The sequence below is a fragment of the Streptomyces sp. NPDC059003 genome, from assembly GCF_042740445.1.
Taxonomy (GTDB): Bacteria; Actinomycetota; Actinomycetes; order Streptomycetales; family Streptomycetaceae; genus Streptomyces.
This window is the reverse complement of sequence record NZ_JBHYJH010000070.1, coordinates 1-20,922: the sequence shown is the minus strand read 5'-3', so window position 1 is coordinate 20,922 and position 20,922 is coordinate 1. Positions and strand designations below refer to the sequence as shown.

Here is a 20,922-nt window from a genome sequence, read left to right as displayed (position 1 = left end):
GAAATATGCGAGTAGGATCCGCCCACACCACGCCCGTACGCAGGAGAGGTGGCCCCCTTGTCCGACACCCACACCGACGTCCAGAAAGAGCCGACCGCGCTCAAGGACCAGTACGCCGCACAGCTCGGGGCAGATCTTGAACGAAATGCCTCGGAGCAGGAACGTATCCGTACCGAAGTGCATTCCCTGCAACAGCAGTTGCAGGTTTTGGAGCGTGACCAGGAACTGCTCCTGAGGATGCGGCACCTTTTGGACGGCAAGCCCGCCGACAGTGCCTCCGACGCCCCGCAGGAGAAAGAGGCCGCGCCCCAGGAGGAAGCGGCCGCCCCGCAGGACGAGGCCCCGCAGGACAAGGCCGCCGACCAGGTCACGCAAGTGCCCGCGCCGCGGGCGCCGTCGGCCCGGGCCAAGCGCGCCGCCCGCAAGAAGACCCCGGCGGTCAAGGCCAAGACCCCGGCCAAGGCCCCGGCGCAGCCCACCCTCGTGGACCTGGCACGTGCGCACTTGAGCGAGCAGAGCGAGCCGTGCTCCGCCGCACAGGTCACCGCCGTGCTCGCCCAGAAGCACCCCGACCGCACGGTCAAGACCACCGTCGTCCGCACCACGCTGGAGAACCTGGTCGCCAGGGGCCAGGCCCGGCGCTCCAAGCAGGACAACTCCGTCTTCTACACCGCGTCCGAAGCCCCCACCACGCCCGAAGCCCCTGAGCAGCCGGCTCAGGCCCAGGGCGCCGAGCCCCCGGCCCAGGACACCGAGCCCGCACCGGAATCCGAGGGCTGAGCCACACCGCCCTCACCCCTCAACCCTCCGTCCCCGTCGCCCAAGCCGCCCTCCGCCGTCGTCGCATGGGGCCCTCACCGGCATGGCCGAGCCCCGATATGTCGCCCATGCGCGCCCAGAGTGCGGCAGAGCCGAGATCCGCGACATTTGCGCGCACGTCACAGGACCTCTCCAACTCCCCCACGACACAGGTAAATTGACCTTGCCGCCCACGGAGGGCGAGCCAGGGGTGGGTGGAGTGGGGATGCGGGGCACAGTCCTTGACGGGCGGTACACGCTCACGGAGCGGGTCGGCGCGGGCGGCATGGGGGCGGTATGGCGGGCCCGCGACGCGCGCCTGGACCGGGAGGTGGCCGTCAAGCTGCTCGGTCTGCCCCCGGAGACGTCGGCGCCCGAGCGTGCCCGCATGCTGGCCCTGTTCGTGCGGGAGGCGCGGGCCGCGGCGGCCCTCGACAGCTCGTACATCGTGCCGGTCTTCGACCACGGCGCGGACGGCGATGTGCCGTACCTCGTCATGCCGTTGGTGTCGGGCCGCACGGTGACCGGGCTGCTCGCCGACGAGGGGGAGCTGTCGCCGAAGAGCGTGGCGGACATCGCGGCGCAGGTGTGCCGGGCGCTCGCGGTGGCCCACCGGGCGGGCATCGTGCACCGGGACATCAAACCGGCCAACGTCATGGTCACCGACGAGGGCACCGTGAAGGTCCTCGACTTCGGCATCGCCAAGTTCCTCGACGCGGCGACCGGCGCGGGCGGCGGCTATCTCACCAGCACCTCCGACTCCCCCATCGGCACGCTGCACTACATGGCGCCGGAGCGGTTCACGCGCGGGCCCGCCGACGGGCGCACCGATGTGTACGCGCTGGGCTGCATGGTCCATCAGATGCTCACCGGTGCCCCGCCGTTCGACGCGCCGTCGGCGGCCGCCCTGATGCACTGCCATGTGTACGAGGCTCCGGAGCCGCCGTCCTTGCGGCGTCCGGGACTCGCGCCGGAGTGGGACGAGTTGGTCGCCCGGATGCTGGCGAAGGCGGCCGCCGACCGGCCGGACGCCGAGCAGGCGCGGTCGGCCCTGGAGGACCTGGCCCGCGGGACGACGCGCGCCCGGCCCGCCCCGACGCCCGCCGCACCCGCCGCCCCAGCCGCCTCTGGCTCTGCCTCGCCGGGCCCGCCCGCCGCACCCGCCGCCGCGGCCCCGGAACCGCCCGGCCTGACCTCGTACCCCCTCGCACCGCCCAGACCCGCGGCCCCGCCGATCCCCTGGCCCGCGCCGCCGCCCCCGGCCGTGGTGGGGGCCCGTCGGCCCTGGTGGCGCACCTGGTGGGCGCCGGCGGGCGCGGCCGTCACGGTCGCCGCTCTCGTGGCCGCGCTCACCGTCATGAACCCGTTCGACTCAGACGGCGGCAAGGACGCGGAAACCGGCAAGGGCGGCTCCAGCCAAGGGTCGAGCGGCGGCGGTTCGGGCGGTGACACGACCGGCACCCGCGGCACGGTGGCCGAGAAGTCCAGGACCGAAACGCTGACCGTGGGCACGGCGAACGACTCCGAGGGCCCCGCACCCGCCGTCGGCGGCGCCCGCAGGGGCGGGACCGTCACCGTCCTCGAACCCCTCGACATCAGCACCGTCGACCCCGGCAAGATGTGGTCGAGCACCGACCGGATCGTCTCCCGCCTCGTCTACCGGGGCCTGACGGGTCTCAAGACGCTCCCCGACGGCTCGGTCAGGCTCGTCGGCGACCTGGCCACCGACGCGGGACGCGCCTCGTCCGACGGCCGGACCTGGACGTTCACGCTCAAGGACGGCCTGACCTACAACGACGGGACTCCCGTACGGGCGGCGGACTTCGAGTACGCCGTCGAGCGCACCCTCGACCCGAAGTTCGCCATCGGCGACAGGACGCTGCGCGACTGGCTCCTCGGCCCCGGCGGCGACAAGGGCACCGGCAACATCCGCACCCTCCCGCCGGGCGCGATCGAGACGCCCGACGACCGCACGGTCGTGTTCCATCTCGCCGACGCCCACCGGGACTTCAACGTCGCCCTCGCGGGTCCCAGCGGCGCGCCCGTGCCCCGGGCGAAGGACACCGGGTCCGACTCCCGGTCGCTGCCGGCCACCGGCCCCTACCAGGTCGGCAGCTACCGCAGCGGGAAGGACCTCAAGCTGACCCGCAACTCCCTGTGGAAGGCGGACAGCGACCCGCTGCGCACGGCGTACCCGGACACGTACCGCATCGAGGGCGGCGTCACCGACGAGCAGATCAAGGCCCGCACCACGGCGGCCGGTTCGGGCGACGCCGTGATGTCCTTCACCGGCTCCATGGACAAGGCTGGACGCGACAAGGCCGCCGGTGTGGGACGCCTTTCGGCGCCCTCGCCCTATGTGCAGGCGTACGTCATCAACACCAAGCGCGTGAAGGACCTCAGGGTCCGCAAGGCCATCGCCACCGCGCTGCCCGCCGCCGACGTCCTGGAGGCGGCCGGGGACGACGGCACGGTCCACCACAACCTGATCCCGCCCGGCGTCCGGGGCGCCCGCGCCTTCGACCTGTACCGGGCCGGGGAGCGCGGTGACCCGGCCAAGGCCCGTGCGCTGCTGAAGGAGGCGGGCAAGAGCGGCTTCCGGCTCACCCTGGGGTCCTCGAACGCGGAGGACGCCAAGCGGGCGTCGGTCGTCGAGGCCGCGCTGAAGCGGGCCGGTTTCCGGGTCGAGGTCAAGAACACGGAGATCGCCGCGTTCTACGACAACGCGGGCAAGGGCAAGTACGACCTGTTCCGGCTCTCCGTCGGCGGCGGCCTGCCGGTCGCCTCGTCCTTCCTGCCGGACTACTTCGACGGCGCGTTCGCCTACCCCGCCTCGTCGAACTTCTCCCGGCTCAAGAGCACCGAGGTCGACGAGGCGATCGAAGCGGCCGGCGCCGCGGGCTCCCTGAGGGCGGCGGGCGAGCTGTGGTCCGCGGTGGACCGGCGCGTGATGGAGCAGGCGGCGGCGGTTCCGCTGTACGTGCCGACGCGCACGTACCTGTACTCCAAGGCGCTGCACGGGCTGCAGGTCGACCTGGACGGGGTGTCGCCGCTCAACGCGTACGTGGGGTCGTAGCCCCCGCCAGGGCCCTGTCCGGCGGAGTGCCGCGGGCGTAGGCTGTGCGGCAGTCCGTGGGGGGGTGCGGCGCCGTCAGCGCGGCGGCGGCCTTCCGGCGATCTCTCGGGCCCGGGGTGGGGCCCTCCGCCAACGGCTGCGTCCAGCGGGAGTCTGTGCCCGCTTCCCGGGTGCCCCGTTCGTGGGCGCCCGCTTCTTGGGACCGCGGAGGGAATCGCGCGACCAGGTCCACCCTCCCCTTCTGGGGCCCGCCGACCGGCGTGTGCCGTACGGCCGCAGGCCCTTGCCGCCGCGGGAGACGGCAAGGGCCTGCGCGGCAGTGGTCCGGGTCAGACTCCGGCGCGCTCCGGGGTCTCCGATTCGGCGACCTTCTTCAGGGCGGTGGCACGCGGCGCGTGCGCTGCCTTGAGCCCGATCAGGGAGACCACCGCGACCAGGACGAACGCGGCTCCGGCGATGGCGAAGCTGAGGGTGAACTGGCTCTCCTCGGGCAGCGCGGGCATCCCGGCCGGAAGCTTGATCGTCTTCGACGCGAGGAGCGAGGTGATCGTCGCGCTGGCGATGGCGCTGCCGACGGAGCGGGAGATGGAGTTGATGCCGTTGGCGATGCCGGTCTGGTGGGCCGGGACGCTGGCGACGATGAGCGCCGGCATGGCGGCGTACCCGAAGCTGATCGCCAGGCCGACGACCATGCCCGCGCCGATCACCGAGGCGGTGGTGCCGTGCGCCAGGGTCAGCCAGGCGAAGCCGATGACGCCGAAGGCGGCGCCGACGGCCAGCGTGACGCGCGCGCCGATCCGGCGCACGAGGATGCCGCCGAACTGGGCGCCCACCAGCGAGACGAGTGTGGTCGGAAGCAGGTAGACCACCGAGGCGTCGAGCACGGACGCGCCGAAGCCGTAGCCGGCCAGCTGCTCGGGCATCTGCACCAGGTACGAGACGCCGATGAACTGGGCGAACATCGCGAAGCCGAGCAGCAGGCCCGCCAGGTTGGTGAAGAGCACGGGGCGGTGCGTGAACATCTCCATGTCCACCATCGGCTCCCTGACCTTCTTCTCGGTGACGACCCACACGCCCGCCATCACGACCGCGGCGGCGAAGCTGCCGAGCACCCGGCCGGACGTCCAGCCCCACTCGTGCCCCTGCGAGATCGGCAGGAGCAGCAGCACGAGGAGCGCCGCCAGGGTGAGCGCGCCGAGCCAGTCGGTGCGTCCGCCCGTCTTGGAGCGCGACGCGGGCACGACGAGGATCACGCCGATGAGCGCCACCACGGCGAGGACGACCGCGAGCCAGAAGACCCGGTGGTAGTCGGGGTCGGAGCCCTGGGTGAGGAGGCCCGCGCCGACGAGGGCGAGGCCGCTGCCGAACGCGAGCGTGCCGCTGACCAGGGCCATCGCGCCGTGGAGCTTCTCCGGCTTGATCTCCTCACGCAGCACGGACAGGGCGAGCGGGAAGATCGCGGTCGCCGCGCCCTGCATCACGCGGCCGACGATGAGCCAGGTCAGCGAGGTCGTGGTGGCGGCGAGCACCGAGCCCGCGATCATCACGATCAGTACGCCGACGAGGGTGGGCTTCTTGCCGTGCATGTCGCCGAAGCGGCCGAGGAGCGGGGTGAAGACGGCGGCGGACAGCAGCGTGGCCGTGGTCACCCAGCTGACGTTGGCGGTGGTGACGTCCAGCTCGTGCTGGATGATCCCCAGGATCGGCACGACCAGCGTCTGCATCATCGAGACGACCATGGCGGCGAGCCCGAGCACCAGGACGACCGCGGTCTGTCCCGAGGGGCGCTCCGAGGGCGCCTGCTGTGCGTGAGACACGGAAACTCTTCTCCAACTACTTAAGAACATGGAAGCTTGAGAACCTCAAGTAATATCCTCAAGGTAGACCTCAATATTTGAGATGGTCAAGTTTCTGCGCGTAAGGTGGGTCACATGCCAGCACACCCGCACGTCGGCACGGCCCAGCTCATGGAGCTGTTCTCGGTGTCGCTCGGCGCCTACTACGGCGATTTCACGGCCGCGGCCGCCCACGAGAACCTCACGGCGAGCCAGGGCAAGACGCTCAGCGTGCTGCGCCGCGGCCCCGCCGCCATGCGCGTGCTCGCCGAGACGCTCGGCTGCGACGCCTCCAACATGACGGGCATCGTCGACCGCCTGGAGAAGCGCGGTCTGGTCCGCCGCGAGCCGAGCCCCGGCGACCGCCGCGTCAAGAACGTCGTCCTCACCCCCGAGGGCGAGCACGCCATCGACACCATCCGCGCCAACATGCGCACGACGACGGCAGGCCTGGCCACGCTCGACGACGAGGACCGGGCGACGCTGTACGCCCTCCTGAGCCAGGTGTTCACCGCGCGCCCCGCGCACGACTGACGGACGCGGGGCCAGGGCGGCCCGGAGGGGCAACCATTACCGCACCCCTTCCAACATTCTCGAACACGCTCTACCGTCATCACACATAACTGACGGGCACATGACGTCACTCCACCGTTCGGCAGGCCAGCGACCTCCCACACCCCCCGGAGTGCCCCATGGATCGACGCGACTTCCTGATCATCAGCGCCCTCACCCCGCTCGCCGCGACACTGGGTCCGCAGGCCCACGCGTCGGGCGCCGCCGACCACACCTTCGGCTTCTCGGCGGACGGCAGCCGGTTCCTGCTCGACGGCAAGCCGTTCCAGATCCGCAGCGGCGAGCTGCATCCGTGCCGCATCCCCGTGCCGTACTGGCGCCACCGCATCCGGATGGCCAAGGCGATGGGCCTCAACACCATCGGCGTGTATCTGATGTGGAACTACCTCGAGGAGCGCCCCGGCGCGTTCGACCTGACCACCGACCGGCGTGACTTCGCGGCCTTCGTCAGGCTGTGCCAGGCCGAGGGCATGTGGGTGCTGTTACGGCCCGGGCCGTATGTGTGTGCCGAGTGGGACCTCGGGGGGCTGCCCGCCTGGCTCCTCAAGGATCCCGCGGCCAGGATCCGCGTCCGGGCGGCGGCCGACCCGAACTACCTGCGCGCGGTGCGCCGCTACATCGAGCGGATCGCGCCGGTCGTCAGGCCGCTCCTGGTCGCGAACGGCGGCCCCGTCCTGATGGTGCAGGTCGAGAACGAGTACGGCTCGTTCGGCAACGACTCCACCTATCTGGGCGAGATCCGTCAGGCCTGGCTCGACGCGGGCGTGCCCGGCCCCTTCTACACGCAGGACGGCCTGGCCCAGGTCAAGGTGAACCGCACCAACGTGCCCGGCGGGGCCATCGGTCTGTCCGACGGTGACGCGGCGGCGATCGCCGACTGCCGCCGCAGCTTCCCCGCGGTGCCCGCCTTCATCGGCGAGTCCTGGGCCGGCTGGTTCACCGCGTGGGGCGACAGCGCCTTCGGCGGCGTCGGCAAGGACAAGTCCCCGGTCCTGCGCGGCCTGATGCAGTCCCAGCTGTCGTTCAACATCTACATGATTCACGGCGGCACCAGCTTCGGCTACGGGGCCGGAGCCAACGCCGCGGACGACGGCAGCGGCTACACCCCCGACATCACCAGCTACGACTACAGCGCGGCGATCACCGAGCAGGGCCGCCCGACGGCGAGCTACGCCGCGTACCGCGGCCTCATCGACAGCTATGTGGAGGAGCCGCTGCCCGCGGTCCCCGACCCCGTCGCCACCATCACGCCGGGCCCGGTGACCCCCACCGCGTACGCCTCGCTGTGGGACAACCTGCCCCCGGCGCTGCCCCCGTCCCGGACGGTCACCGCCCAGCCGATGGAGGCCTACGGCCAGAACTCCGGCTTCATCCTCTACCGCCGCCCGCTCTCCGGCTACCGCGGCGCGACGCTCGGCGTCACGGGCCTGCACGACTACGCCACCGTCTTCCTCGACGGCGCCTACCAGGGCGGATTCAGCAGACCCACGCTGTGGCCCGCGTACGCCGAACCCTTGAAGGTGACCCACGGCACCAGCCTGAAGCTCGGCGCCGCCGACGCCGACGCGACGCTCGACATCCTGGTGGAGGGCCTGGGCCGGGTGAACTTCGGCCACTACGTCGACCGCAAGGGCATCACCGGCCAGGTGTCGCTGTCCGACGCCGGTCCCCTCAACGGCCCCCTCACCCACTGGCAGACCCATGCGCTGCCCGTCGACGAGAAGTTCGTCGCCGGCCTGCGTCCGACGATCGGCGACCCCGACAAGGCCGGGCTCTTCTTCCGCGCCACGCTCACCCTCGACAGGGCCGGCGACACCTACCTCGACATGTCCGCCTGGACCAAGGGCGTGGTCTTCGTCAACGGGCACAACCTGGGCCGCTACTGGTCCGTGGGCCCGCAGCAACGCCTGTACTGTCCCGCACCGTTCCTGACCTCGGGCCGCAACGAGATCGTCGTCTTCGACCTGCACCGGACCACGCCGAAGCCCATCGGCTTCGCCGGCGTCCTCCAGAGCACCTACGTCCTCGTCAACCGCCGCAGCGGCAAGGCCCTCGACGTGCCCGACGAGTCGACGGGGCAGGGCGTCCAGCTCATCCAGTGGCCCCGCCACGGCAAGCCCAACCAGCAGTGGCGCCGCACCGTCCTGGGCCACGGCACCAGCACCCTGGCAGGCGCCCACTCGGGTCAGCTGGTCGACGTGCGCGGCGAGTCCACGGCCGACGGCGCCCCCGTCATCCAGTGGCCCGCCACCCGTGGCGCCAACCAGCAGTGGCGCGTCAGCGAGGTCGGCGGCGGCCAGGTGAAGCTGATCAACGTCCACAGCGGCAAGGTGCTCGGCGTCGAGGGGAACTCCACCGCGGACGGGGCGAGGATCGTCCAGCAGAACGACACCGGCGACAGCGGACAGGAGTGGCGGCTCGACGAGGTGTAGCAGGCCCCCGGACCGGGGCCGGGAAGCGTGCCCCGGCCCCGGCCCGCGCCGTGCGGCAGTCAGCCGCCGTTCTCCACGCTCGGGTAGATCCGCCACAGCTGGGACAGGTTCGGCCCGCCCCACATCCGCGTGAGGCCCACCAGGCGGTCGTTGCCCTGCAGGTGGTCCGCGATCGCGAGCGCGTAGCGCGGGTGCACGACGGAGACGACGTAGTAGTCGTTGCCGCGTTCCGCGTGGGGCACCAGGCGCCAGCTCTGGGTGAGGCTGTCCTTGCGCTCCTGGAGGGTGACCTGGTCGGGCGGGTTGGCGCCCGTGGTCAGACAGCGGCGGTTCGCGAAGGTCTCGATGCGCACCGTGTTGTCCGAGTGGAGGCGCAGGTACCACTGGTGCGCGGTGGAGTCCTTGCGGAACGGGTCCTCCGCCCAGGTCTGGGTGTGGTTGCCCACTCCGTCGTGCCAGTCGTTGCACATGAAGTAGGTGCCGGTGACGTGGTGCGTCAGGGTCACCGATCCGCCTGCGAGCAGCATCAGGTCCGTCATGCGGTTCTCCCAAGGCTCGGTGTACGAGGCCGTACGAGGACGTACGAAGGTGTACGTGGGCGTACGAAGTGCCTGCGCAGGACGTGACGTTGGCGCGCCAGGGGCAACCCTAGGGATCCCCGCGTGACCGCCGCAGGAGCGCGAACCAGCCGTTTCGCGAGGCGTGGACCCGTCGGCGTCCGGTCAGCCGTCGAAGGCCGGTTGCGGCAGCCCCTGTCCCGCGTCCGGGAGAACGAGCACCGAGCCCGCCAGCGGATGGGGCCGGTCCAGGCCGGTTCTGGCCGTCGTGATGTACAGGTCGCGCAGGCCGGGGCCGCCGAACGCGCAGGCGGTGGGGCGGCGCACCGGGAGGTGGACGGTGCGGTCCAGGGCGCCGGCCGGGGTGTAGCGGCGGATCTGGGCGCCGTCCCACAGGGCGACCCAGACGCAGCCGTCGGCGTCGACGGTGAGGCCGTCGGGGAAGCCCGCGCCCGCTTCGATGTGCGCCAAGGGGCGGCGGTCGCGCGGGAGTTGGCCGTCGAGTCGGCAGACGTCGACGCGGCGCGTCGCGCTGTCGACGTAGTACAGAAGCGTGCCGTCGGGGCTCCAGCCGGTGCCGTTGCTGACGGCCACGGAGCCGAAGATCTCCGTGCGGGTGCCGTCGGGGGCGACGCGGGTGAGGCCCCCGCCGCCGGGCTGCTCGTCGTAGCGCATGGTGCCCGCCCACAGGGTGCCGTCGGGGGCGACGGCCGCGTCGTTGCCGCGGCGCCCGGGCACCGGGTCGTGCACCAGCCAGGAGAAGGAGCCGTCGGGGGCGTAGAGGGCGATGCCGTCCCGGAGGTTGGCCACCAGGCCGCCGCCGGTGCGGGGCTTGGCCGCGCCGACGTGCTGCGCGGCGAGCATGACCGTGCGGCGGTCCGTCGACGGGTCCCAGGTGTGGATGCGGGAGCCGAGGATGTCGACCCAGATGAGGCGGCCCGCGGCCGCGTCCCAGGTGGGGCCCTCACCCAGGGTGGCCTCCGCGCGGACGGCCGCCTCGGCCCTCATCGGGTGCCGCCGCGGTGGCCGAGGCGGGCGGAGAGGTCGGCCGCGCCCTTGGCGGCCAGGTCGGCGAGTTCGCGCTCGCGCTCCTCGGTCCAGCGGATCATGGGTACGGAGATGGACAGGGCGGCGACGACCTGGCCCGCGCTGTCGCGTACGGGGGCGGCGACGCAGGAGACGTCCGGGTTGGACTCGCGGTGCTCGGAGGCGATGCCGCGCCGGCGGATGTCGGCGAGGGCGGCGCGCAGCGCGTCGGGGTCGGTGATGCTCTGGTGCGTCATCGCGACGAGTTCGCCCTCCTCCTCGATGCGCAGGTCGAGTTCGTCGGCGGGCAGGGACGCCAGGAGCATCTTGCCGACCGACGTGCAGTGCGCGGGGAGCCTGCGGCCCGCGGCGGAGACCATGCGGACGGCGTGGGTGGAGTCGACCTTGGCGATGTAGATGACGTCCAGGTCTTCGAGGATCGCGACGTGCACGGTCTCGTCGCAGGTCTCGGCGACCTCGCGGGCCACCGACTGCCCCTCGGCGGCGAGGTCGAGCTGCTCGGCGTAGCGGCTGCCGAGCTGGTAGGCGCGGACGCCCAGGCGGTAGCGGCCGGGCTGGTCGGGCACGGGCACGAGGTAGGAGCGGGCCGCGAGGGTCGTGACCAGTTCGTGCACGGTGGTGCGCGGCAGCTGCAGCTTGCGTGTGATGTCCGGTGCCGAGAGCGCGCCGTCGCTCTCCAGGAACAGTTCCAGTATGTCCAGTGCCCTGGTCACCGCGGGGACGAGACGTCCCATGGTCCTCACCCACCCTTGTCGTTCGAAACTCCGGGCCGTTCCGCATGCCGGGTCGTTCTGCGTACTGGGTCCTTCTGCGTACTGGGTCTTTCTGTGTGCTGAATCGTTCGACATTCCGGCCGATGGCCGATATCACGAACACAGGCTAGCCACAGCCGAGTTCACCGGGCAAGGATCCTGCGGAATCACCTCCCGCGCGACCCATTGACACCCCCCGCGTGGCCTGATTACGGTCACGCCACCGTTTCGAACGCATGCCGAAATCTCGAACGAACCTGAGAGATCCGAAAGATCCGAGAGGTCAACTGCCGTGCGCATCACGGGAATCAGCACTCACGTCGTCGGGACCCCCTGGCGCAACCTCACCTACGTGCTCGTCCGCACCGACGAGGGACTCACCGGAGTCGGCGAGACCCGTATGCTCGGCCGCACCGACGCGCTGCTCGGCTATCTGCGCGAGGCGGAGGCCAACCACATCGCCGGTTCCGACCCGTTCGCGGTCGAGGATCTCGTACGCCGCATGAAGTACGGCGACTACGGGCGGGCCGGCGAGATCGTCATGTCCGGCATCGCGGTCGTGGAGATGGCCTGCTGGGACATCAAGGGCAAGGCCCTCGGCGTCCCGGTGTGGCAGCTGCTCGGCGGCAAGGTCACCGACCGCGTCAAGGCGTACGCGAACGGCTGGTACACCACCGAGCGCACCCCGCAGGCGTACCACCGGGCGGCGAAGGAGGTCAGGGCGCGCGGCTACCGGGCCCTGAAGATCGACCCGTTCGGGACCGGGCACTTCGAGCTCGACCACGAGCGGACCAGGTACGCCGTGTCCCTGATCGAGGCGGTGCGGGACGCCATCGGGCCCGACGCCGAGCTGATGCTGGAGATGCACGGCCGGTTCAGCCCGGCCACGGCGGTGCGGCTCGCGCGCGACCTCGCGCCGTTCCGGCCCGCGTGGCTGGAGGAGCCGGTGCCGCCGGAGAACCTCAAGGCCCTCAAGAAGGTCGCGGACAGGGTGGACCTGCCGATCGCGACCGGCGAGCGGATCCACGACCGGATCGAGTTCCGCGAGCTGTTCGACTCCCAGGCCGCCGACATCATCCAGCCCGATCTCGGCCACATCGGCGGCATCCTGGAGACCCGCAAGCTCGCCGCGACCGCCGAGACCCACTACATGCTGGTCGCCCCGCACAACGTCGGCGGGTCCGTGCTCACCGCCGCGTCCCTCCAACTGGCCGCCTGCACACCGAACTTCACCATCCTTGAGCACTTCAACGACTTCGCCGACGCCGAGATCAAGGACGTGGTGCGCGGCGCCCCGCAGGTCGACCCGGAGACGGGCTGCTTCGAGATCTCGCACGCGCCGGGCCTCGGGGTCGAGCTCGACGTGGACGCGGCCGCCGAGTTCCCGCAGCGGCGGGCCCGGTTCGACCTGTGGGCCGAGGGCTGGGAGCGGAGGGCGCCGAAGTGAGCGCCGCGCGCGAGGCCGACGGGGGCCTCCCCCGCGCCGAGGTCAGCCGCTCCCTCGTCGTCGAGCGGCCGGGCGCACACCGCCTCGTCTCCGGCGAGGTGCCGGTGCCCGGGCCCGGCGAGGTCCTGGTGCGGGTCGCCGCGGCCGGGCTCTGCGGGAGCGACCGCGATCTGTACGACGGTCGCCGCGACGCCGCCTACGTCCGCTATCCCGTGGTGCCCGGGCACGAGTGGTCCGGGACCGTGGCGGCGGTGGGCGACGGCGTGGACCCCGCGCTCGTCGGGCGCAAGGCCGTCGCCGAGGGGTTCCGGGCGTGCGGGGTCTGCGCGCGCTGCCGCTGCGGCGAGACGAGCCTGTGCACCGGCGGGTACGCGGAGACCGGGTTCACCGAGCCGGGCGCCTTCGCGGACCATCTCACGGTGCCCGCACGCCTGTTGCACCTCCTGGCCGACGACGCCGACCTGCGGGCCGCGGCGCTCCTGGAGCCCGCCGCCGTGATCGCCGCGGCCGTGCGGGCGGGGCGGCCGCGTCCCGGGGAACGCGTGGCGGTGGTCGGCGCCGGGACGCTCGGGCTGCTCGCGGTCCAGCTGCTCACCGCGAGCTCGCCCGCCGAGCTCGTGGTGCTCGACCCGCGGGTCGAACGCGGCGCACAGGCGGTGGCGTTCGGGGCGAGCGCGCACCACGTGCCCGCGGCGGAGCCCGACCTGCGCGGCCGCTTCGACCTGGTCGTGGAGACCGCGGGCGCACCGACCACGGCCGCGTCCTGCTGTCTGCTCGCCCGCAGGGGCGGCCGGGTGGTGCTGACCGGGATGTTCACGCCGGGCGCGACCGGGATCGACCCGGTGCATCTGTCGCTGAGCCAGCTGGAGCTCCGTTCGGTCTTCGGCGCGCCCTCGTCGGCCTGGTCGGACGCGGTGCGCGCCTTCGGCCTCGGTCTGCTCGACCCCGCGCCGCTCATCACGCACGAGTTCCCGCTCGAACGGTTCGCGGAGGCCGTCGCGCTGGTCGGCGGCGGCGACCCGAAGACCGGGAAGGTGTTGCTCCGCCCCTGAGCCGCACGGCCGGGGCGCGCCTGACGCCTCGTACCACCGCACGCCCATCAATCCGAACGATGTCCGAGATATCGAACACACCCAAGCGCCCCCGCCCCCGAATTCGCCCGCCCGACCACCCCAGGGAGTCCCGTGACCGCCCCGTCCGCACCCCGGCGCCCCGGCGCCGACGCCCTCGCCCGCATCGGCCACCCCGTCCCCCGCACCGACCCGGCCGACGCCTCCCCGCACGCGTTCCCCGACGGCGGCACCTGGCGCACCGAGATCCCCTCCGTCGAGGGGCCCGAGGCCCTGGCCGCCGTGCTCAAGGAGAGCGCACGGCTCGACCTGCCCGTCCACCGCATCAGCCAGGGCAGCGGTGTCTGGATGCTCACCGACGACGAGATCACCGAGATGGTCGACGCGTGCGCCGCGCGGGAGGTCGAGCTGTGCCTGTTCACCGGGCCGCGCGGCACCTGGGACATCGGCGGCTCCACCCGCACCGACTCCGGCGGCGCGGGCCTGCGCGCCCGCGGCCACGACGCGCTCGCGGGCTGCGTCGAGGACGCCCTGCGCGCCGCCGAGTTCGGCGTGCGGTGTCTGCTCGTCGCCGACGAAGGGGTGCTGTGGACGCTGCACCGCCTTCGCGTCGCGGGACTCCTCCCCGCCGACACCACGCTGAAGCTGTCCGCGCTGACGGGCCCGGTCAACCCCGCCTCGTACGCGGTGTACGAGGGTCTCGGCGCCGACTCCCTCAATGTGCCGTCCGACCTGACCGCGGGCCACCTCACCGAGATCCGCCGGGTCAGCCGCGCGCCCATGGACATGTACATCGAGGCGCCCGACGACCTCGGCGGCTACGTCCGCATGTACGAGGCGGCCGAGCTGATCCGCCGCGGCGCGCCGCTCTACCTCAAGTTCGGCCTCAGCAAGTCGCCCGGCATCTACCCCTACGGCGCCCATCTGCGCGAGCACACCCTCGCCACCGCGCGCGAACGGGTCCGGCGCGGCCGGCTCGTCCTCGACCTGCTCGCCCGGCACGGCGCCGGCGGCGGCATGTCGCCGCTCGGCGCGCGCCTCCCGGGCGAGCTGCGCCGCTTCCCCGCCCCGGAAGGGAACTGACCCATGCGCACCCGCACGCTCCTCACCACGGCGAGCGCCGCCGCGCTGCTCGCCGTGACGCTCACCGCCTGCGGCCAGGAGGCCAGGGGCGGCAGCCGCTACCGGCCCGACGACGGCAAGGGCGGCACCATCGGCCTCGCGATGCCCACCAAGTCCTCCGAGCGCTGGATCGCCGACGGCAGGAACATGGCCGAGCAGTTCAAGAAGGCCGGATACAAGACCGACCTGCAATACGGCGACAACAAGGTGGAGAACCAGGTCGCCCAGGTCGAGAACATGATCACCAAGGGGCACCGGCTCCTGGTGATCGCGGCGATCGACGGCTCGGCGCTCACCGACGTCCTCAGCCGGGCGCACGAGGCGGGCATCCCCGTCATCGCCTACGACCGGCTCATCCTGGGCACGGAGTACGTCGACTACTACGCGTCGTTCGACAACGAGCGCGTCGGCCGCCTGCAGGCCCAGTACATCGTCAGGAAGCTGAAGCTCGGCAAGCCGGACGAGAACACCGGCGACCCGTACACCATCGAGCTGTTCGCGGGCTCGCCGGACGACAACAACACCAAGTACTTCTGGAACGGCGCCATGAAGGTGCTCCAGCCGTACTTCGAGAGCGGCCGGCTCACCGTACGCAGCAAGCAGACCAGGATGAGCCAGGCCACCACACTGGCCTGGGACGGCGGCACCGCGCAGAAGCGCATGGACGACCTGATCAGCAAGAACTACGGCTCCCACCGGGTCGACGCCGTGCTCTCGCCGTACGACGGGATCTCGATCGGCATCATCTCGGCGCTGAAGAGCGCGGGGTACGGCTCCAGGAGCCAGCCGCTGCCGGTGATCACCGGGCAGGACGCGGAGCTCGCGTCGGTGAAGTCCATCATCCGGGGCGAGCAGACCCAGACCGTCTTCAAGGACACCCGCGACCTGGCCGCGCAGGCGGTCCGGATGGGCGACGCGGTGCTCAACGACCGCAAGCCGAAGGTCAACAACACCACGGACTACGACAACGGCAGGAAGACCGTGCCGTCCTACCTCCTCAGGCCCGTCAGCGTCGACAGGAAGAACACCGGCCTCCTCGTGCGCGAGGGGTACTTCACGGCGGGACAGCTCACATGAGCCGCCCCGTCCTGGAGATGCGCGGCATCACCAAGACCTTCCCCGGCGTCACCGCGCTCGCCGACGTGAACCTGACCGTGCGCCGCGGCGAGATCCACGCGGTCTGCGGCGAGAACGGCGCGGGCAAGTCGACGCTGATGAAGGTCCTCAGCGGAGTGCACCCGCACGGCAGTTACGACGGCGAGATCCGCTTCGAGGGCGAGCCGGTGGCCCTCAAGGACATCCGGGCCGCCGAGCGGCACGGCATCGTCATCATCCACCAGGAGCTCGCCCTGGTGCCGCACCTGTCGATCGCCGAGAACCTCTTCCTCGGCAACGAGCGGACCAGGGTGCGCGGCCTGGTCGACTGGAACGACAGCCTGCGTGCGGCCGCCCGGCTCCTGCAGCGCGTGGGCCTGCGCGACAAGCCGCAGACGCCGGTCGCCGACCTGGGCGTGGGCAAGCAGCAGCTGGTGGAGATCGCCAAGGCCCTGGCCAAGGAGGTGAAGCTGCTGATCCTCGACGAGCCGACGGCCGCGCTCAACGACGAGGACAGCGCGGGGCTCCTCGACCTGATCCTGGAGCTGCGGGACCAGGGCATCGCGAGCATCGTCATCTCCCACAAGCTGGGCGAGATCCGCGCCGTCGCCGACTCGGTGACCGTGCTGCGCGACGGCCGCACCATCGAGACGCTCACCGTCCGCGACGCCCCCGCCGCCGCACCGCGGCTCTCGGAGGACCGCATCATCCGCGGCATGGTCGGCCGCGACCTCGACCACCGCTTCCCCGAACGCACCCCCTACGAGGGGCACCCGGACATTGCCTTGGAGGTGCGCGGCTGGACGGTGCGCCACCCCGTCGACCATCAGCGCACGGTCGTCGACGACGTGTCCCTGACCGTGCGGCACGGCGAGATCGTCGGTATCGCGGGGCTCATGGGCGCGGGCCGCACGGAGCTCGCCATGTCCGTCTTCGGGCGCTCGTACGGGAGTTACGTCGCCGGGAGCGTCGCGGTCGACGGGCGCGAGGTGGTGGCGAGCACCGTGCCGCGGGCGGTGGCGGCCGGGATCGCGTACGTCACGGAGGACCGCAAGCGGTACGGCCTCAACCTGATCGACACCGTCAACCGCAACGTCTCGCTGGCGTCCCTGCCCGGGATGCGGCGCCCCGGGCGCGGCAGGGGTGGATTCGTCGACGAACACCACGAGCGGGCCGTCGCCGAGCGCTACCGCACGTCCATGAACATCAAGGCGCCCACCGTCTTCGAGCAGGTCGGCCGCCTCTCCGGCGGCAACCAGCAGAAGGTCGTCCTGAGCAAGTGGATCCACACCGACCCCAAGGTGCTGATCCTCGACGAGCCGACCCGGGGCATCGACGTCGGCGCCAAGTACGAGATCTACACCGTCATCGACCGGCTCGCCGCCCGGGGCAAGGCGGTGCTCCTCATCTCCTCCGAGCTGCCGGAGCTGCTCGGGATGTGCGACCGGATCTACACCATGGCCGAGGGCCGGCTGACCGGCGAGGTCACCCGTGGCGAGGCCACCCAGGAGGTCCTGATGCGCCGCATGACCACGAAGACGCCATCCCGAGAAGCCGTGAACAGAAGCTGAGGCCCGCCATGACCGCCACCACCACCCCGCCCCAAGGCCCCGCCACGGCCGCGCCGCCCGCGCGCTCGGCCCGCGAAGTGCTCCTGGACAGCGCCCGCGCCCACATGCGCCAGTACGGCATGCTCGTCGCGCTCGCGTTCATCGTCGTCCTCTTCCAGATCTGGACCGACGGCACACTGCTCCTGCCGAACAACGTCTCCAACCTGATCCAGCAGAACGGCTACATCCTCATCCTGGCCATGGGCATGATGATCGTCATCATCGCGGGCCACATCGACCTGTCCGTCGGCTCCCTGGTCGCCTTCGTCGGTGCCATGGCGGCGGTGATGATGGTGAAACACGACCTGCCGTGGGTGCTCGCGCTGGTCCTGTGCCTGCTCATCGGCGCCGTCGCCGGGGCCTGGCAGGGCTTCTTCATCGCCTACCTCGGCATCCCGTCGTTCATCGTGACCCTCGCGGGCATGCTGGCCTTCCGCGGCCTCACCCAGATCGTCCTGGAGGGCCAGTCCCTCGCGCCGTTCCCCGACGGCTTCCAGAACATCGCCAAGGGCTTCATCCCGGAGACGGGCCCCTACACCCAGTACCACAACCCCACGCTCGTCCTCGGCCTCGCCGCCGTCGCCCTGCTGCTCCTGCGCGAGTGGCGCGACCGCAAACGGCAGTCGGCGTACGACCTGGAGGTGCTGCCGACGGGCCTGTGGGCGGCCAAGTGCGCGGCGATGACCGCCGCCGTCGTGGCCTTCACCCTCACCCTCGCCAGCTTCCACGGCGTGCCGGTCGTCATGCTCATCATGTGCGGGCTGCTCGTCGTGCTCGGCTATGTGATGCGCAACGCGGTCGTCGGCCGCCATGTGTACGCGCTCGGCGGCAACAAGGCGGCCGCCAAGCTGTCCGGCGTGAAGGACCAGCGCGTCACCTTCCTGGTGTTCGTGAACATGGGGGTCCTCGCGGCGCTCGCGGGCTGTGTGTACGCGGCCCGCCTGAACGCGGGCACCCCGCAGGCGGGTCTGAACTTCGAACTGGAGGCGATCGCGGCGGCGTTCATCGGCGGCGCGTCGATGAGCGGCGGTGTGGGGACGGTCATGGGCGCGGTCATCGGCGGCCTGGTCCTCGGCGTCCTCAACAACGGCATGTCCCTGGTCGGCATCGGCACCGACTACCAGCAGGTCATCAAGGGCCTGGTGCTGCTCGCCGCGGTGGGGTTCGACGTGTGGAACAAGCGGAAGATCGGGCGCTAGCGGCCCGCGGCCCGGGCTCGGGGCGGGTCATGAGGACCGCCGCCACCGAGCCCGGGCGCATGCGCGGCTCCGTCCTCACACGTAGCGGTCGATGAACCCGCGGAGGTCGGCGACGTCGGCGTAGACCCCGGGGTAGCCGGGGCGAGCGCAGCCGTACCCCCAGGAGACGATGCCGTAGAGGATGCCGTTCTGGACCAGGGGGCCGCCGGAGTCGCCCTGGCACGCGTCCTTGCCGCCCTCCGGGACGCCCGCGCAGATCATCCGCCGGGTGATGTCGCCGTCGTAGGCCCTGTTGCACGTCTTGCGATCGACGACCGGCACGTCGACCCTGCGCAGCTTGCGGGGCCCGTCACCGCCCTCGCGCAGGGCTCCCCAACCGGTGACGATCATGGATCTGCCGGCGGCGGGCTCCCGCTTGGCGAGCTGGGCGGTCCACAGCCCCGCACACGTGCCTCTGAGCTTCAGGACGCTGGCGTCGTTGTCGCTGGTCTCCGGATTCCACCGGGGGTGCTCCACGGCCGAGCGGACCCGGCGGACCTGGCCCCCCGTGTCGTGGTAGCTCGATCCACACCGGACCGACAGGGTGGCGGGACGGACGTCGTCCGTGCAGTGGGCGGCCGTCACCACCGTGCCGGGCTTCACCAGCGTCCCGCCGCAGATGTGGGAGCCGTTGTGCTGAAGGCTCACTTGGTACGGGTGGTCCTTGATGTCGACCGGATGGCCGCCGACGATACGGTCGCCTGCGCCGTCGGCCGCGGCGGGCCCGCTCTGGACGGCACCGACGAGCAGCAGCGCGGCACCCGCGCCCAGGAGCCCCCGGCACCAGGAACGTATCTCCATTCCGAACCTCCGTTTACCTCTGGACAGTCCGGCTGGACCGTCCGGCCACCTGGCCAGACGCACCCTCCCCCCACACTCACCCGACAAAACGGACCCCCACCCCCACCACTCCTGTGAGTGAGCACCATCCCGCCAGCTCCGAACAGTTGAGGGATTTCCCTTGGCGGCGGCCGTCCGCCTGCGGACTTGGTCGCCCTGCTCACCTGCTCCAGGGCTGCGTGTACCCCTCGCGCAGCGGTCCGCCGAGCAGGTCGAGCACGTGCTCGACGGCCACCACGAGCGCCGCCGGGTCCGCGCGCTCGGCCACCGCCTGATGCCCCTCCAACAGGGCCTTCCCCCGGACCGGGTCCGCACTCACCAGCCTGCGGGGCAGCCATGTGCCGATCCCCGTCCAGCCACCGTGATGGGCGATGAGCAGGTGGGCCGCCTCCCGCAGGGTGAAGTCGGCGAGGGCCAGTTGCTCGTGCCGCTCGGCCTGCGCGGTGGCCGCCAAGTCGTCCATGAAGCAGGTGAGGACGTAGCGCCCTCGCTCCCACTCCGCCGGAGTGACAGGAAGAGCTCGGCCAGGCGGCCGTGGTGTCGCACCACCTCGCGACGGCTGGTCTCCCCGTGCGGGAGCAGGACGGCGATGTCCAGATCGCTGGTGGGGCCTGCCCGGCCTTGTGCGGCCGAGCCGCCCAGTACGGCGCCCAGTGCGTGCGGGAAACGGTCCTTGACCAGGTCCAGCGCCTGAGCTGCCGGGGTGACTTGATCACTCATGGGTGATCATCGTGCCAGGCCCTCGCGGAGTGCTCCCGCCGTGGTGAGGAGCTCCACCGTCTCGACGTGCCGGCCCTGGCTCGCCCAGTCCAGGGGGGACCGGCCCGTGCCCTGGTCCTCTCGCAGGTTCGGATCGGCTCCGTACGCCAGGAGTTGGCGCACCGTTTCGGTGTATCCCCAGCATGCGGCCGCGCACAACGGCGTGCCGTCCGCGCCGATTCCACCGCTCTCGGCGTCCGGGATGGCCCCGGCCCGCAGCGCCGCCCGCACGCGGACGGCGTCGCCCGACAAATCGCCTCGAACAGACGGCGGGAGAGCTTCTTGCGCTGACGCTGTTTCATGCGCGCCGAGGTTAATCAGGGGTTCGTGGCGCAGCCACCCATATTCACGGCCCGCGCACTGGGGCGTTGTCGCCTCAGTCGTCGTCGGGCCTGTGGTCGGAGGGGTCGGCTGGCTGGTCGTGTTCGGTGGGCGGGGCGGACCGGTCGTCGATGACGATGCCGACCGGCTCAGCGTGCGGGTGCGGTGTGGTGGCGAGGGAGCGCACGGTGTCGGCGACGCGCTCGTAGAGGTGGTCGGCGATGGCTGCGGTGCCGGTGGTGGCGGCTGGGGCGTCGCGGAGGGCGCCGAGGCTGGTGAGGGCGGCTACGAGGCTGAGTCCGGAGACGTCGACGGTGACCGTGCCCGCGTGTTCGGTGACGTGCCCCGGG

General features: G+C 71.7%; 17 protein-coding genes and 2 pseudogenes. 10 read left to right on the top strand and 9 right to left on the bottom strand.

The window, feature by feature from the left end; genetic code table 11:
* Positions 1-57: 57 nt before the first annotated feature.
* Together ACFWZ5_RS23790 and ACFWZ5_RS23785 are read left to right on the top strand one after the other, a co-directional pair.
* Entirely contained in the window at positions 58-780 is a 723-nt protein-coding gene (locus ACFWZ5_RS23790; RefSeq protein ID WP_384788121.1) for a hypothetical protein, read from the top strand.
* Between the two features lie 244 nt (positions 781-1,024).
* Positions 1,025-3,874 carry an ABC transporter substrate-binding protein gene (locus tag ACFWZ5_RS23785; RefSeq protein WP_384788118.1) on the top strand — a complete coding sequence of 950 codons (2,850 nt, stop codon included), beginning with the start codon at positions 1,025-1,027 and terminating at the stop codon, positions 3,872-3,874.
* 329 nt (positions 3,875-4,203) lie between these two features.
* Here ACFWZ5_RS23785 and ACFWZ5_RS23780 read toward each other — a convergent pair whose 3' ends face one another.
* Complete coding sequence (locus ACFWZ5_RS23780) at positions 4,204-5,691, bottom strand: MFS transporter (protein WP_384788115.1); 1,488 nt, start codon at positions 5,689-5,691, stop codon at positions 4,204-4,206.
* Between the two features lie 150 nt (positions 5,692-5,841).
* Between ACFWZ5_RS23780 and ACFWZ5_RS23775 the strand changes: the two genes are divergently transcribed.
* Together ACFWZ5_RS23775 and ACFWZ5_RS23770 are read left to right on the top strand one after the other, a co-directional pair.
* Entirely contained in the window at positions 5,842-6,243 is a 402-nt protein-coding gene (locus tag ACFWZ5_RS23775; RefSeq protein WP_384788239.1) for a MarR family winged helix-turn-helix transcriptional regulator, read from the top strand.
* A 158-nt stretch (positions 6,244-6,401) separates the two neighbouring features.
* Entirely contained in the window at positions 6,402-8,714 is a 2,313-nt protein-coding gene (locus ACFWZ5_RS23770) for a beta-galactosidase (protein WP_384788113.1), read from the top strand.
* 59 nt (positions 8,715-8,773) lie between these two features.
* On the opposite strand, the gene ACFWZ5_RS23765 is transcribed toward ACFWZ5_RS23770, so the two are convergent.
* The 3 genes from ACFWZ5_RS23765 to ACFWZ5_RS23755 all read right to left on the bottom strand — a co-directional run bounded on the left by ACFWZ5_RS23765 (position 8,774) and on the right by ACFWZ5_RS23755 (position 11,052).
* Positions 8,774-9,253, bottom strand: a complete 480-nt coding sequence (locus tag ACFWZ5_RS23765) for an RICIN domain-containing protein (RefSeq protein WP_384788110.1) — start codon at positions 9,251-9,253, stop codon at positions 8,774-8,776.
* Positions 9,254-9,436: 183 nt separating this feature from the next.
* Positions 9,437-10,279: an SMP-30/gluconolactonase/LRE family protein gene (locus ACFWZ5_RS23760; protein WP_384788107.1), complete on the bottom strand. Its 843-nt coding sequence runs from the start codon at positions 10,277-10,279 to the stop codon at positions 9,437-9,439.
* Positions 10,276-11,052: an IclR family transcriptional regulator gene (locus ACFWZ5_RS23755; protein WP_384788104.1), complete on the bottom strand. Its 777-nt coding sequence runs from the start codon at positions 11,050-11,052 to the stop codon at positions 10,276-10,278. Before ACFWZ5_RS23755 ends, ACFWZ5_RS23760 begins: the two co-directional genes overlap by 4 nt.
* A gap of 310 nt (positions 11,053-11,362) precedes the next feature.
* On the opposite strand from ACFWZ5_RS23755, the gene ACFWZ5_RS23750 reads away from it, so the two are divergent.
* The 6 genes from ACFWZ5_RS23750 to mmsB all read left to right on the top strand — a co-directional run bounded on the left by ACFWZ5_RS23750 (position 11,363) and on the right by mmsB (position 18,613).
* Complete coding sequence (locus ACFWZ5_RS23750) at positions 11,363-12,517, top strand: mandelate racemase/muconate lactonizing enzyme family protein (protein WP_384788102.1); 1,155 nt, start codon at positions 11,363-11,365, stop codon at positions 12,515-12,517.
* Positions 12,514-13,569: a zinc-binding dehydrogenase gene (locus tag ACFWZ5_RS23745; protein ID WP_384788099.1), complete on the top strand. Its 1,056-nt coding sequence runs from the start codon at positions 12,514-12,516 to the stop codon at positions 13,567-13,569. The genes ACFWZ5_RS23750 and ACFWZ5_RS23745 overlap by 4 nt, the downstream gene beginning before the upstream one ends.
* A gap of 132 nt (positions 13,570-13,701) precedes the next feature.
* A complete protein-coding gene (locus ACFWZ5_RS23740; RefSeq protein WP_384788096.1) occupies positions 13,702-14,670 on the top strand; it encodes a hypothetical protein in 969 nt (322 codons plus the stop codon).
* A 3-nt stretch (positions 14,671-14,673) separates the two neighbouring features.
* Positions 14,674-15,786 carry a multiple monosaccharide ABC transporter substrate-binding protein gene (gene chvE / locus ACFWZ5_RS23735; protein WP_384788093.1) on the top strand — a complete coding sequence of 371 codons (1,113 nt, stop codon included), beginning with the start codon at positions 14,674-14,676 and terminating at the stop codon, positions 15,784-15,786.
* The gene (gene mmsA, locus ACFWZ5_RS23730; RefSeq protein WP_384788090.1) at positions 15,783-17,375 is read left to right on the top strand and encodes a multiple monosaccharide ABC transporter ATP-binding protein; all 1,593 of its coding nucleotides are present in this window, start codon (positions 15,783-15,785) and stop codon (positions 17,373-17,375) included. Before chvE ends, mmsA begins: the two co-directional genes overlap by 4 nt.
* 8 nt (positions 17,376-17,383) lie before the next feature.
* On the top strand, positions 17,384-18,613 hold the full coding sequence (gene mmsB, locus ACFWZ5_RS23725; RefSeq protein WP_384788087.1) for a multiple monosaccharide ABC transporter permease: 1,230 nt from the start codon (positions 17,384-17,386) through the stop codon (positions 18,611-18,613).
* Positions 18,614-18,688: 75 nt separating this feature from the next.
* Here mmsB and ACFWZ5_RS23720 read toward each other — a convergent pair whose 3' ends face one another.
* From ACFWZ5_RS23720 to ACFWZ5_RS23700, 5 genes and pseudogenes are all read right to left on the bottom strand, one after another.
* Positions 18,689-19,453: a serine protease gene (locus tag ACFWZ5_RS23720; protein ID WP_384788084.1), complete on the bottom strand. Its 765-nt coding sequence runs from the start codon at positions 19,451-19,453 to the stop codon at positions 18,689-18,691.
* 199 nt (positions 19,454-19,652) lie between these two features.
* Positions 19,653-19,955 carry a hypothetical protein gene (locus ACFWZ5_RS23715; protein ID WP_384788244.1) on the bottom strand — a complete coding sequence of 101 codons (303 nt, stop codon included), beginning with the start codon at positions 19,953-19,955 and terminating at the stop codon, positions 19,653-19,655.
* A gap of 146 nt (positions 19,956-20,101) precedes the next feature.
* Positions 20,102-20,212 (bottom strand): annotated as a pseudogene (locus tag ACFWZ5_RS23710) (nucleotidyltransferase domain-containing protein); the annotation flags it as partial.
* Between the two features lie 6 nt (positions 20,213-20,218).
* Positions 20,219-20,503 (bottom strand): ankyrin repeat domain-containing protein, encoded by a 285-nt coding sequence (locus ACFWZ5_RS23705; RefSeq protein WP_384788083.1) that lies wholly within the window; start codon positions 20,501-20,503, stop codon positions 20,219-20,221.
* Positions 20,504-20,627: 124 nt separating this feature from the next.
* Positions 20,628-20,922, bottom strand: a pseudogene (locus tag ACFWZ5_RS23700) (hypothetical protein); the annotation flags it as partial.

Excerpts from the sequence above, each read along its gene's own strand:
- ACFWZ5_RS23785 (WP_384788118.1), top strand. The coding sequence starts at position 1,025 with ATGCGGGGCACAGTCCTTGACGGGCGGTACACGCTCACGGAGCGGGTC.
- ACFWZ5_RS23775 (WP_384788239.1), top strand. The coding sequence starts at position 5,842 with ATGGAGCTGTTCTCGGTGTCGCTCGGCGCCTACTACGGCGATTTCACG.
- ACFWZ5_RS23770 (WP_384788113.1), top strand. The coding sequence starts at position 6,402 with ATGGATCGACGCGACTTCCTGATCATCAGCGCCCTCACCCCGCTCGCC.
- ACFWZ5_RS23765 (WP_384788110.1), bottom strand. The coding sequence starts at position 9,253 with ATGACGGACCTGATGCTGCTCGCAGGCGGATCGGTGACCCTGACGCAC.
- ACFWZ5_RS23760 (WP_384788107.1), bottom strand. The coding sequence starts at position 10,279 with ATGAGGGCCGAGGCGGCCGTCCGCGCGGAGGCCACCCTGGGTGAGGGC.
- ACFWZ5_RS23755 (WP_384788104.1), bottom strand. The coding sequence starts at position 11,052 with ATGGGACGTCTCGTCCCCGCGGTGACCAGGGCACTGGACATACTGGAA.
- chvE (WP_384788093.1), top strand. The coding sequence starts at position 14,674 with ATGCGCACCCGCACGCTCCTCACCACGGCGAGCGCCGCCGCGCTGCTC.
- mmsA (WP_384788090.1), top strand. The coding sequence starts at position 15,783 with ATGAGCCGCCCCGTCCTGGAGATGCGCGGCATCACCAAGACCTTCCCC.
- mmsB (WP_384788087.1), top strand. The coding sequence starts at position 17,384 with ATGACCGCCACCACCACCCCGCCCCAAGGCCCCGCCACGGCCGCGCCG.
- ACFWZ5_RS23720 (WP_384788084.1), bottom strand. The coding sequence starts at position 19,453 with ATGGAGATACGTTCCTGGTGCCGGGGGCTCCTGGGCGCGGGTGCCGCG.
- ACFWZ5_RS23715 (WP_384788244.1), bottom strand. The coding sequence starts at position 19,955 with ATGGACGACTTGGCGGCCACCGCGCAGGCCGAGCGGCACGAGCAACTG.